Consider the following 12,310-nt stretch of genomic DNA (forward strand, 5'->3'; position numbering starts at 1 on the left):
TCAGAGCAGACCGGTCAGGACCTCCCTCACCGTGACGAAGGCCTCGGCCGCCTGCAGCCCCGCCACATGGCCACGGTGCGTGGCAAGTGCGCGCACACCCTCGACCGACCGGCTGTGCGGCGCCAGGCGCATTTCCGCCCGGTAGCAGTCCAGGGCCTGCATTTTCTTTTCCAGCACGGCGGAAATATCGACAAACCGGGTCGGAACGAAAATGTCGGCACCCAGACCGCGCGGCGCCCATTCCGTCGACGACACTATTTCATAGGCATATATGCGCCCCGCCGGGTGACCCGGTAGCGGCCGGATCGCGGTGACGGCCGCGCGGAAGGCGCTGTGGTGATCGACGTGCAGGCTGCCGCCATGGGGAACATAGACAACGCTCGGCTGCAGCCGTTTGACGACATCCTCAATCGGCCGGATGATATCGATCAGTGGCAGGCTGTCGCTGCGATTTTCCGGCAGACCGGCAAAAACCGGCGCAGTGGCACCGAGAATCCCGGCCGCGGCGGGCGCCGCGATCCGCCGACCTGCATCCATGCCAGTGCCGTCGCCGAAGAGGACTAGGACATCGACGCGATCCCCTGCGGCAGCATGGCGGGCGATGACACCGCCGCAGCCAAGCACCTCATCCATCCCGTGCGGGCTGATGATCAGGACGTTCGCCATCGCCGGACGCCCTAGACTCCGTAAAACTTGTTGACCAGGTCCGCTGCATAGGCGCACTGGTCCTCGGACAGATACTGCATGTGCGGCAGCGCCAGGACCCGGTCGCACTGCCGTTCCGCGACCGGGAAATCGCCACGCTTGTAGCCGTATTTCTCGGCCGCCTTGTGCAGGTGCAGGGCCGTCCCGTAATAGACCAGCGTCTGCACGCCGTGGTCGACGAGATACTTCTGCAGGCGGTCCCGGTCGTCGCACTGGGCGATGAACATCACATACGACACCTGCTCATGCGCCTTCTCTTCCGGGATGAAGACGGGGCCGGGCTTGATGATCGACCGGTAGACATTGGCATTGCGGCGGCGCGCCTCGACAACGCCCTTGAGGCGGTCGAGGCGGAATTTGAGAACCTCTGCCGATACGACGTCCAGCCGCGAGTTCACGCCGAACATCACGCAGTTGTCGCGGCTTTCCAGCCCGTGGGTCCGGTAGAGCTTGGCCTTGCGGGCAATCTCGTCATCATCGGTCAGCAGGAACCCGCCGTCGCCGATCGCGTTCAGGTTCTTCAGCGGATGCGCCGAAACCGCCGCGCAATGCGCGAAGGTGCCGCCATGCCGGCCCTTGTAATAGGCCGCCATAGCCTGGGCGGCATCCTCGATCACCAGCAGATTGTGGCGCCGGGCAATGTCCATGATCGGATCCATGTCGGCAATCCGCCCCACCCAGTGCACCGGCATGATCGCCCTGGTTCTGGGCGTGATCTTCTTTTCGATTTCCGCCGGATCGATGGTCTGGTCGTCCAGCACGTCGGCATAAACCGGGGTGGCGCCGATGTGCGCGATCGAACCGGTCGAAGCGACGAAAGAGACCGGCGGCGTTATCACCTCGTCGTCGCGGCCGATACCCATCGCCCACATACCGATCATCAGCGCATCGGTGCCGGAATTCAGGGAAATGCAGTGTTTGGCGCCGGTATAATCGCAGACCTTCTGCTCGAACTCGAAGACCTCTTCGGTGAGGACGAGATGCCCCTTCGACAGGACCCGATCAACACAGGCGAGGATCTCCTCGCGTTCTTCCTCGTAACGCATCTGCAGGTCGATGAAGGGGACCTTGAATTCGTCAGCCATTGTTCACTTTCTTGAATAGAAATTGCGCACGGTTTCGATGACGTGATCGAGTTCGGCCACCGACAGATGCTGGTCGACCGGAAGCGTAATGACCTCGCGCGCGTGACGGTCGGTCACCGGAAAATCTCCGGCTTTGTGGCCAAGAAACCGCAGCGCATCCTGCTGATATATCGGGACGGGGTAATGGACCTTGGCTTCCACGCCATGAGCAACGAGGTATTCCAGCAGCGCGTCACGACGCTCGGCGAAGAACATGTACAACAGGTAGACGTTGCGGACCCGGGGATTGCGTGGCGGCAACCGGATGCCGGCAACGTCGCGCAGACCGGCATCGTAATACGCGGCATTTTCTGCCCGCCGCCGCACAATGTCTTCGATCTGCCGGAGAATCCATTTGCCGACCACGGCCTGCACGGAATCAAGCCGCGAGTTGTAGCCGAGGATTTCCATTTCATCGCGATTGCGCAGCCCGTGATTGCGCAGCAACCGGCATTTGCGGTCCATCTCGTCGTCGTTGGTGACGACGACGCCGGCGTCGCCCCAGACATTGATGATCTTGAGCGGATGCATCGAGAAGCCGGCCGCGACCCCGAATGTACCGGCCGGCTGGCCGTCGAGCTGCGCCATCAGGCTCTGGCAGCCGTCTTCGACGATCGCCAGCCCATGCCGTTCGGCAAAAGCCATCACCTTCGGCATATCGGTAACATCGCCGGTCAGGTGCACGGGCATGATCGCCCTGGTCCGCGACGTCAGGGCACCATCAAGCTGCGCCACATCCATGCAGAAGCTGTCGTCGCAGTCGACGAAGACCGGCCGCGCGCCGGCCTCGGCAATGGCGCCGACCGTCGCCCAGAAGGTATTCGCCGTGGTGATGACCTCGTCGCCGGGTCCGATCCCCAGTGCCTTCAGCGGTATCTTCAGAGCATCGGTGCCGGAGCCGACACCAATGGCATGACGGACGCCGACAGCCTCGGCAAACATCGCCTCGAATTCACCGACGACCTTGCCAAGCGTGAAATCGCCCGAGCGGACCAGCTCGCGCAATTCTGTGAAAATCGGCTCGGGGTCTGCATACTGCTGACCAAGCGGGGAGTATCGGACACGCATAGTCTGGCCTTGCGCTGGATGCATTGCAGGGGAGCCTCAGAAGGGGCCCTTGAAGAAAGGATCCGGAACATCGACAGGCAGATCGCCGCGCTCTTGCGCCAACTGCTCTTCGGCCGCCGCGAGCCTGTCGGCGGACAGCCCGAGCATTCCGGCGACCGTCCGGACAATGCGGATGGCATCGGGATAGACACCGGGCACCATGCCGCGTGAACTGGGGGTGGGGTGATCCGGCATGCCCAGCCGCTGCGGCGGCGCCTTCAGCAGGCCGAAGCCTTCGGTTGCGGCGCACGCGACGATCTCCGCGCCCATGCCCAGGGTGCGCCAGCCGGTATCGACGGTAACGAGGCGCCCCGTTTTCGCCAGCGAGGCCAGGATCGGCTGCATGTTGAGCGGCCGCAGGACGCGCAGGTCGATGATTTCGGCATTGACGCCGATGGCACGCAACACCTTCGAGGCCCGCAGGGCCTCCAGGGTCATGTAGGATGTGGTAACGATGGTGACGTCGCCGCCGGCCTCCACCACCTGGGGGCCATCGAGCGTCAGGCTGTAATAGCCCTCGGGGACATGGCCGGTGGCATAATGGCACCAGCGATGCTCGATGACCATGACAGGGTTGTCATCGGCGATCGCTCCCGCGATCAACCCCTTGGCGTCGGCCGGGAACGCCGGCATCACGGTCTTCACGCCCGGCATCATGGCGAACAGGGCTTCGAGGCTCTGGGAATGCTCCGGTCCCTGCCCCCAGCCGCGGCCGACGACCATGCGGATGACCAGCGGAACCTTGTGTCGGCCGCCGCTGATGTAATGCGCCTTGCCGGCATTGTTGAGGATCTGGTCGAGGGCCAGCAGGGCGAATTCCACCCGGTGGAAGCTGATGACCGGCCGCTTGCCGAGCAGGGCGGCGCCGACCGCCACCCCGGTCAGGCCGTTTTCGGACACCGGCATCTCGATCACGCGATTGCTGCCGCAGGCTTCCGCCAGCCCCCGGGTGGTACCGAAGACGGCGGCAGGATCCTGGATGCCCTCGGCAAAGAAAATCACATTGGCGTCTTTCTTGCCGCTCTCGATCAGGGCCTCCCGGACGGCCTCTGCATAGCTGATTGTGCGCATGCCGGCTGCCGGTTGCTCAGGCATAGACGAACTCTTGCGCCTGCGCGGGGACTGGAAACGGCGCCGAGCGGGCGAATTCAAATACCGCGTCGATCTCGCCCGTCAGCTCGTCGACCAGCCTCGCCTCGACAGCGGCATCGATCGCACCGGCCTGCGTCAATTGTGCACGCAGAACGGCAAGCGGGTCGCGCACCTTCCAGGCCTCGAACTCAGCCTCGGTCCGATAGCCGATGCTGTTGTCGTAATTCGGCCCGCAATGTTCGCGCCAGCGGTAGGTCGACAGCACCAGCAATGTCGGCCCCTGGCCGGCCCGCGCCCGCGCCACCGCCGCTGCCGCTGTGGCATGGACCGCCAGCGCATCATTGCCGTCAACCGCTTCGGCCGTCATCCCGAAAGCCCGGGCGCAGTCGGTCAGCGGGCGGGCGGGCTGCCGTTCGGCCAGCGGCGTGTAAACCGAATACAGGTTGTTTTCGAGCAGGAAGATGACCGGCAGCTTGCGCAGTTCGGCAAAATTCATGCTCTCGTGGAACACGCCTTCCTCGATGGCGGCATCGCCGAAACAGGCCACGGAAACGCGATCATTGCCGTCCAGCGAATCGGACAGTGCGGTGCCCACCGCCATCGGGATCGACCCGCCGACGATCGGCACGCTGGCCATCAGGCCCGCCGCCTGGTCCTGCAGATGCATGGACCCGCCGCGCCCGCCGACGCAGCCGGCGGCCTTACCGTAAATCTCCGCCATCATCGCCTTCAGGTCGCCGCCCTTGGCAAGATAGTGGGCATGACAGCGGTGCGTCGAGAACATCCGGTCATCCGGCGTCAGCGCAGCACACATGCCGACGGCAGCCGCCTCCTGCCCGATCGACAGATGCACCGGACAGCGCATCTCCTGCTCGGCATAGCGGCTGGCTATGGCCTCTTCAATAAGACGAATACGAAGAATGTCGCGAAATAAGGTCAGCGCAAAATGGCGTTCTTCGTTCGATATCAATGCCACCACCCCGTCAAATACAACCCGTTCCCGGCCCACCCGTACGCGGCTCGCAAGCGCTTTCACTGACCGGCTGCAGGCCGGTGCCCCCCGGCCCAGCGAGAGGCCCGCCAACCGCCCTGCCTCAATGATGATATTCCACAGAGATCCGAGCGCGCCGCGAATCATAACATCTTGACTTCCGGGGGCCAACGGCCGGGCCGGATGCCGGCATCGGCCAGCCCCGCCCGCCACCATTGGCCATTCCCGCCCCGATTTGTAAATTCACCATGCCTTCCAAGACATTAGCATTCCCGAGCGCCGCGGCAGTGTTCAACGGCGATCCGCGGCTCATGCGTTGTGCGGTCACAGCAGTGGGGGTATCTGTCGGCCGTGCAAAGCAAGACGTATTTTCGGAAGTCGCCCAGGCCTCCGCCAAGACCGCTCCTGATATGAGCGAATCGCTGGCCGCAGCGCTGTCCGCGTTCCACCTGATGCTGGGGGCGTGCTGCCCGCCGGAACAGTTGCAGCCATGTACGACCGGCTGATGCGAGGCAGTCCCTGCGGAAAAGCCGGGTCTGCTGGGATGCGGAACTACCGGAAAGCCGCTTCTACAAGTCGAAGCCCAACACTCCGGTCGCCGTCACCATGCTCAGGGCTATCAGTCTGCGCCGCAGCTACATGGTCGATGACCGCAGGCACGATGTCGGCTATTTCACGATCCCGGTCAACGACGACTATCCCGAACCTTCAGAAAATTTGACTGCCTTGCCGGATGTAACTTGTCGATCACTGGTCGAGGCCGCCATTATAACCTTATAACTTACTGGGCGATGGCGCCTGCCGCCGAGTGGGTTGAGCCACATCCCTCCGGGAATGGATTCGAAAGGAAACAGTTGATGCTGAACCACGGCCGCCAGGAGCCAGTGAAACCCGAGCGTGTTGCTGTTATTGGCGCCAAGGGTTTTGTCGGGCGCAGGCTGGCCAGCCTGCTGGCGGAAACCGCGATCCCCTGCCTAGCGTTGTCTAGCGCGGACATCGACCTTTCGACAACCGGCGCCGCCGACCGGCTGGCACAGCAGCTGCGGCCAACCGATGCGGTCGTGATGCTTGCCGCGCTGACCCCGGACAAGGGCCGCGGCATCGGGCCATTGGAAAGCAACATCCGCATGATGGCCGCCGTGTGCGCGGCCTGCGAAGCCGTTCCACCCGCACACCTAGTATACATCAGCTCCGACGCCGTCTACCCGATGCAGGATGGGCCGATCAGCGAAGCAACGCCAGCCGAACCGACCGACCTATATGCAACGATGCATATCACCCGCGAGCTCATGGCCAAGACGGCGGCCAAGTCGCCCGTCGCCGTGTTGCGGCCAACTCTGATCTACGGGGCAGAGGATACCCACAACTCCTATGGCCCGAACCGCCTGCGGCGCATGGCTCTGAAAGATTCCAGGGTGACGCTGTTCGGTGAAGGTGAGGAGACGCGCGACCATATTTCAGTCGATGACGTCTGCCGCCTCATCTTGCTGACCCTGCAACATCGCAGCCAGGGCCTTCTGAATCTGGCGACCGGCCATTCGATCAGCTACATGGATCTCGCGCGCAAGGTCGCAGGCTTGTTCGACACGCCGGTCGACATCATCACCACGCCCCGTCAGAACCTGGTCACCCGCCGCCATTTTGACGTCTCCGCCCTGCACCGCGCGTTTCCGGACTTCGCGTTCGAGCCGCTTGATACCGGCCTGAAGAACGCTCATCTTGGCATGATGGCAACGCAGAACTAGGCCGGGCTGCAGCTAATGCCGTTCGATGCCTTCACTTTGTGGTTTCACGTCAACCTGGATCGCCTGACGAATGCCGCCTAGCAATATGGGCGGTCAGCGCGACTGCCGTCATGGCGTCGAGGATTTCGCCGCTGAAAACCATCTCCAGCGCAGTACTAAGCGGCAGCCACGCGATCTCGATGACCTCCGCGGGATCGGGGATGAATGCGCGCTCCTGATGGATCACGCGGGCGATCATGACACTCGTCCTGTTGTCCACATTATCGAGCCCGGGGTAATAGGTCAGCAGTGGTCGGACCTCACCGATCCCGAACCCGGTTTCCTCAAGAACCTCGCGGCGCGCCGCTGCCGCCAAACTCTCCCCCGGCTCGCAGGAGCCCCCTGGAATCTCCCAGCAGGGCCGGTCGACCAGAAAACGGTACTGCCTGACCAGCAGGACTTCATCCGCGCGGAGAACCAGAACGCCAACGCGCGGCCCGAAGTCGACGATATCGTACTCTTTAGAAAAGGCGCCGAAAGACACCCGTTGGTTCCAGATCCGGACAAAGGGTGTCTGCAGTATCAGCGTCTTCGGACCTCGGAAGGGTTTCGTCATGCGATTACGTCCGGACTTGTATAGCTTGCGCGCGACGGACGCTGCGACCACCAGGCAGTCCGGCTGTCGCGTCATCAGACGCCTCCCCTGTCTTGACGGAAGGATGTGATTGTTATGGGCGCGCTTATTGACTTCCTTCAAGTAAAATCGAAACCCGTACGGGACCTCGCTGCCCGCAGGCTGAACAAGGACGAAAACCGCGAGCTGGCACTCAAGTTCGATGTCGAGTATTTCGACGGCAGCCGCGAACAGGGCTATGGCGGGTACCGTTATGACGGCCGCTGGGTGCCTGTCGCGCACCGCCTGATCGAGCACTACAATCTTCGCCCCGGCGACCGGGTACTCGACATCGGCTGCGCCAAGGGGTTCCTGGTCAAGGATCTGCGGGAAGCCCTGCCCGGCCTCGATGTCTGGGGACTGGATGTGTCTGGCTATGCGCTCCGCAATGCAGTCCCGGAAGCGCAGCCGTACCTGATCCAGGGCAGCTGCGATGCACTGCCGTTCCCGGATGCCGACTTCAAGCTGGCGATCTCGATCAACACGGCCCACAATCTCGAGCTTGACGGCTGCGCACGCGCCCTGCGCGAAATGTCGAGAGTCGCGCCCGCGCACGGGTTTGTCCAGGTCGATGCGTATCGCGACGAACGTGAGCGGCAGGTTTTTGAAGACTGGATGCTGACGGCCCGGACCTATCTCACTCCAGCGGGCTGGCGCGACCTGTTTGCAGCGACCGGTTACCGGGGCGACTATTTCTGGACCATCCTTAAAGTGGATGACGCCCTGCGGCTCTAGCCGGAGTCATGGCGAATGCCGATTTGCCTTGCCGAGAATCAATGGGCTAGCCCATACTTCCGATCCATTCGGCAGCCGGCACCCGCGTCTGTATAGGCCGATCTCCAGTGGTTTTTCGCACGCCGCAACATGCGCGCCGTTAAAGGAGTAGGAAAGTTAATGTCTTTGAAGATGATGGCTGCTCGCATTCTTGAAAGTCATCCTTTCGGATACCGGCTTGCGGTTTTCCTGCTCGATAACTTTGATTTCCTGCTGCCTCATGAAATGGATTACCATGGCTTCCCGGTGCTGGCCCGGAAAATTGATTTTCCATACAAAACCATTCTCGATCTTGGGGCCAATCGCGGCCACTCGGGCCGCGCCTTCCTGAAACTGCTGAGTGGATGGCGCGTCGTTTCATTTGAGGCCAACCCCAACCATTCGACGCGGCTCCGTCACATCAAGGAAAACAATGCCGGACGCTATGATTTTGTAATCGGCGCCGTCTCCGACAAGAATGGCGGAGAGGTGTCGTTCTATGTGCCGCGCTATGCTGCGGTCGATCTGCATAGCGCCGGCGCACTGGATGAGAAGGACGCGAGAGAGGGCGCGGGCGGGGCTTATCCCAAGCTGGCCGACAAGCTTTCCATGCAAAAAACACCACCCGCCTGCTGACGATCGACGCGCTCGGGATTGACGCCTCGATGCTGAAAATCGACATCCAGGGCGCAGAACCTGAAGCTCTCATGGGAATGGAGGCGATGGTCGCGCGATGCAGGCCGGTGTTCCTGATCGAAGTCAATATGGGCGACCCGCGCATTTTCGACATCATGACGAAGTGGGACTATCGCCCCATTACCTTCCATCCGGACTCATCCCGTTTCTCAAGCGGGGCGGCGGAGATGACCGCGCAGGCGCGGAATCAGTTCTTTGTGCCATCCGAGCTTGTGGATCGGATCCTATAGCTGCGCGACGCTCCAGACGGGCAGGATAGATACGCGCCGATCACCCCCGGAGCCCGCCGCCAGAGAGACCCGGGCTGCCCGGGTCGTTGCTCCGTAACGGCTAGGGGGAGGCGGACTGAATACTTCCCGGCGGCAGGGGGGCGACATTCAGGCTGATCAGGCCTTCGAGGCTTTGCTGGTATATCGCGTAATTTTTTATTCGCATCACGGCCATTTTAAGAGACGTGATCTGGTCAATATTGCCGCGGCCCGGGTATACGGTCAGCAGCACCGGGGGCTCGTCGGTATATTGGTGGTAACACGTTCCCGTATCGATGAACCTCTGCAGCATGGCTCGCTCCCGATCCCACGGGAATGGGAACTGCGTAAAGGCCACGGCGAAGCGCGTCTCGTCGCCAAAGGCTTCCTTCATCAGACAGTTCAACTGAGCCGTTCCATATTTCCGCTGGCGGGACAGATGCGGATAGCGCGATATGTCGACGACGAATGCGTGATGGCTGGCCACCTCGCCTGACTCACGCAATGCTCGCACCAAGCCGTTCTGGATATGCCCGTCCATGATGACGTCCGCGTATGTCGTGATGTTATGGGCAACACTCCATACCATCGCAACACAGATTGCGGTCCATTTCAGCCAGTCCCGACACAGGAACCATATGAGGAAGCCAATAAAAGCGGGCGCAGACAGGGCCAGCGTCAACTGATTCGCATCGCCAAAATCATACGGCTGCACATAGCGGTATATTGCGTTGTAGGGAAAGATCGAAAGCATGACGCCGCAGAACCCGACGATCACCGCAAAACCGTAAAACCGCACTGTCCTCTTGCTGTCCGACATAGCCGCTGCCGGATACCAGCGGAGCAGCAGAAGCAATACCGCCATGGCCGCGGACACTCCGACCATCGCCTGCCAGGACGGGCCATCGGCATTTATGGCGAAAACCGCGACCAGGGCACGGAAGGGCAAATGCAGAAGAGCGTCTTTCACGCCCTCGGCGGTGACGACGTTATAGTTCTGAAAAGCCCCGGATACGGGAAACAGGGACTTGACCCCGAAAAAATACACAAAGGGCAGCAGAACCAGATCCGGAAGCCGCCGGGTCACCGACACCGCTCCCGCAAACCAGGTCCCGATATCGAGGGGCGCGTTATCCGCGCGCAGCACCCACGCCACCCAGAGCAGCAGCATGAGGAATCCGGCCAGCACCACGAAAGAATCCGTGAAGAAGCACAGGAGGAGACAAATGTTGCCCGCGATCCTCGCCCAGATCTCGCCTCTGAACAGTCCGCGGGCGACCAACCACGCGCCAAGACAGAAGAGCAGATAATCCAGCGTGTAGTAGGTGGACGCCACCAGAAAACGGCTCTGGAAAACCGGGAGCACCGCAAGAAGAAGGACGATCGCGTTTCTCTCGCGCTCATCCAGAATCTTCAATTCGGCCAGGAAACACCGGATCGCCAACGCGGCCGCGGCGTAAGCTACGAAGACAAAAAGATGCGCGATATGGTCATATGCCGGAAGGGCCGCGAGCCCGGCCCACCAGTATCCGAGCAGAGGCCGTCCCGACTGATAACCGTATCCGATGCGATCAACCGCATTACGGAAGGACAGATCGTCCCAGAAAGCCGTGGGAATCAGAAATATCCAGACAAAGGACGCGGCATAGAGCAGCGCGAAGACAAATGGAAAGGCTCGGGAATCGAAGAGATGTCGCACATCCCATCCGGCCGGCGATCCTGGCGCTACACCAGTTCGCGCATTCGCACCCTTCAACGGCATGAGCCATCTCCCTGCCCGCAAACCCAAAAGGCATTCTGCGCCACTATCCGCATCGCAGAATGCCGATATCCTTGCCGCCTGTTCCGAGGCGCCGGCTCCGGATCGATGAAGGCGGCCGCATGCTCCGGGATGGACATGGACGGCATCTACTTCGATACCCCGAGGGTCCGGTAGTCGAGCCCCGCCGCTGCGGCCTCGGAGCCGCCGAGCACACGAAACGGATCAATCACGACCTTCCCTGCCATCCGCGCGGCAATTTCGGCCGGCGCGATGCCCCGATACTGGGCCCAGGGCGTCATGATCAGAAGGAGGTCGGCCCCTTCAAGCGCGTCAAGCGGCGTCTCGGCATGCTTCACCCGCGGATGATCTACCACGCTGGCCGGAACCACGGGATCATGCACTGTCAGCGGTATATCCTGGAGGCCCGCAATGGTCGCAAGCGATGGCGAGTTTTTTATGGAATGCGTATTTTCCTTATAGGCCAGACCCCAGATGGCAATCCGGCCACCGGTCCCGGCCAGCACCCTGCGGGCCTCGGCGCGGGCCCAGCCGGCACGATGGCGGCTGTTCGCGATAAAGGCGCGAATGACCCCGCTGTCCGTACCTGATCGCTCTGCAAGGTCGACGACCGTCGTCAGGTCCCGCTCCAGGTTGCCACCGGCAATGCCGAGGCCGGGCGACAGATAGGCCTTGGGGCCAATGCGTTCGTCGAGACGCAGGGCCGGGACGATCTCGCTCCAGTCCGCACCGGTGGCCTCGCTCAGTTCCGCCAGCGTATTGGCAACGCTGACCGAGGCCACCAGACAGCAATTGATCGCAATTTTTGCCAGCTCGGCACTTTCATACCGCATCACAAGCAGGGGGCAGCCAAAAGCCCCCAGCAGCGTGGCAAGCGGCAATGGAAGCGGGAATTCCGGATTCGGGCTGCCGACAATATAGCGTTCCGGGCGCAGGGCCCGTTCAACGGCGCGGCCGAACACCAGTGTCTCGACCTGATAATACAGCCTGTCGTGCGGAACGGAAGAAACGGACCGGGTGAAGCCCGGCGGGACCTGGCAGAGGATCACCATATATGCGTGCGGAGCAAGGACACCGGCAACCCGGTCAATCATCGCGCGGATTGTCGATAAATCGCTCCGCCCGGTATCATCCGTGGGAACATCAACCGAAATGTAGACGACATCACAATCAGTCAGCGCCGCAGGGTCAGCGGAAAAATGCTGGCGCGCTCCGTTCTGCCGGATCAGGTCGTCAAGTCCGGGTTCATTGACCGGCAGGCCCCCGCCCTTGAGCCGCTCCACGAGCGATGCATCCTGATCATAGCAGACGGTGCCGAATCCCCTGGAGGCCACGGCTGATGCCATAATCAGGCCCAGATGGGTCATGCCGGCAAAGCCGATCGTCGGTTTATTGGTCACGCAGATCGCTCCCCGCC

Annotated in this window: 13 protein-coding genes; 5 read left to right on the top strand and 8 right to left on the bottom strand. The window is 61.9% G+C overall.

Going from position 1 to position 12,310, the window contains the following annotated elements:
- From ACFOOQ_RS04800 to ACFOOQ_RS04820, 5 genes are all read right to left on the bottom strand, one after another.
- Positions 1–666: a PIG-L deacetylase family protein gene (locus tag ACFOOQ_RS04800; protein ID WP_379722372.1), complete on the bottom strand. Its 666-nt coding sequence runs from the start codon at positions 664–666 to the stop codon at positions 1–3.
- An 11-nt stretch (positions 667–677) separates the two neighbouring features.
- The gene (locus tag ACFOOQ_RS04805; RefSeq protein WP_379722374.1) at positions 678–1,790 is read right to left on the bottom strand and encodes a DegT/DnrJ/EryC1/StrS family aminotransferase; all 1,113 of its coding nucleotides are present in this window, start codon (positions 1,788–1,790) and stop codon (positions 678–680) included.
- 3 nt (positions 1,791–1,793) lie between these two features.
- Positions 1,794–2,834 (bottom strand): DegT/DnrJ/EryC1/StrS family aminotransferase, encoded by a 1,041-nt coding sequence (locus ACFOOQ_RS04810; protein ID WP_379722376.1) that lies wholly within the window; start codon positions 2,832–2,834, stop codon positions 1,794–1,796.
- Between the two features lie 99 nt (positions 2,835–2,933).
- Positions 2,934–4,031: an alpha-ketoacid dehydrogenase subunit beta gene (locus ACFOOQ_RS04815; protein ID WP_379722378.1), complete on the bottom strand. Its 1,098-nt coding sequence runs from the start codon at positions 4,029–4,031 to the stop codon at positions 2,934–2,936.
- Positions 4,024–5,166 (bottom strand): thiamine pyrophosphate-dependent dehydrogenase E1 component subunit alpha, encoded by a 1,143-nt coding sequence (locus tag ACFOOQ_RS04820; RefSeq protein WP_379722380.1) that lies wholly within the window; start codon positions 5,164–5,166, stop codon positions 4,024–4,026. The genes ACFOOQ_RS04815 and ACFOOQ_RS04820 overlap by 8 nt, the downstream gene beginning before the upstream one ends.
- Positions 5,167–5,267: 101 nt before the next feature.
- Between ACFOOQ_RS04820 and ACFOOQ_RS04825 the strand changes: the two genes are divergently transcribed.
- Positions 5,268–5,525 carry a hypothetical protein gene (locus ACFOOQ_RS04825; protein ID WP_379722382.1) on the top strand — a complete coding sequence of 86 codons (258 nt, stop codon included), beginning with the start codon at positions 5,268–5,270 and terminating at the stop codon, positions 5,523–5,525.
- A 351-nt stretch (positions 5,526–5,876) separates the two neighbouring features.
- Entirely contained in the window at positions 5,877–6,764 is an 888-nt protein-coding gene (locus tag ACFOOQ_RS04830) for an NAD-dependent epimerase/dehydratase family protein (protein ID WP_379722384.1), read from the top strand.
- 49 nt (positions 6,765–6,813) lie between these two features.
- Here ACFOOQ_RS04830 and ACFOOQ_RS04835 read toward each other — a convergent pair whose 3' ends face one another.
- Positions 6,814–7,434 carry an NUDIX hydrolase gene (locus ACFOOQ_RS04835; RefSeq protein WP_379722386.1) on the bottom strand — a complete coding sequence of 207 codons (621 nt, stop codon included), beginning with the start codon at positions 7,432–7,434 and terminating at the stop codon, positions 6,814–6,816.
- Positions 7,435–7,473: 39 nt separating this feature from the next.
- On the opposite strand from ACFOOQ_RS04835, the gene ACFOOQ_RS04840 reads away from it, so the two are divergent.
- The 3 genes from ACFOOQ_RS04840 (at position 7,474) to ACFOOQ_RS04850 (ending at position 9,095) form a co-directional block, all read left to right on the top strand.
- On the top strand, positions 7,474–8,151 hold the full coding sequence (locus ACFOOQ_RS04840) for a class I SAM-dependent methyltransferase (protein WP_379722388.1): 678 nt from the start codon (positions 7,474–7,476) through the stop codon (positions 8,149–8,151).
- A 159-nt stretch (positions 8,152–8,310) separates the two neighbouring features.
- Positions 8,311–8,805, top strand: a complete 495-nt coding sequence (locus ACFOOQ_RS04845) for an FkbM family methyltransferase (RefSeq protein WP_379722390.1) — start codon at positions 8,311–8,313, stop codon at positions 8,803–8,805.
- Positions 8,806–8,807: 2 nt separating this feature from the next.
- Entirely contained in the window at positions 8,808–9,095 is a 288-nt protein-coding gene (locus tag ACFOOQ_RS04850) for an FkbM family methyltransferase (RefSeq protein WP_379725330.1), read from the top strand.
- Between the two features lie 100 nt (positions 9,096–9,195).
- On the opposite strand, the gene ACFOOQ_RS04855 is transcribed toward ACFOOQ_RS04850, so the two are convergent.
- Both ACFOOQ_RS04855 and ACFOOQ_RS04860 read right to left on the bottom strand, forming a co-directional pair.
- The gene (locus ACFOOQ_RS04855) at positions 9,196–10,875 is read right to left on the bottom strand and encodes a hypothetical protein (RefSeq protein ID WP_379722392.1); all 1,680 of its coding nucleotides are present in this window, start codon (positions 10,873–10,875) and stop codon (positions 9,196–9,198) included.
- A gap of 146 nt (positions 10,876–11,021) precedes the next feature.
- A complete protein-coding gene (locus ACFOOQ_RS04860; RefSeq protein WP_379722394.1) occupies positions 11,022–12,293 on the bottom strand; it encodes a nucleotide sugar dehydrogenase in 1,272 nt (423 codons plus the stop codon).
- Positions 12,294–12,310: the final 17 nt, after the last annotated feature.

It is taken from the genome of Ferrovibrio xuzhouensis (genome assembly GCF_042648965.1).
GTDB classification, from domain to species: domain Bacteria; phylum Pseudomonadota; class Alphaproteobacteria; order Ferrovibrionales; family Ferrovibrionaceae; genus Ferrovibrio; species Ferrovibrio xuzhouensis.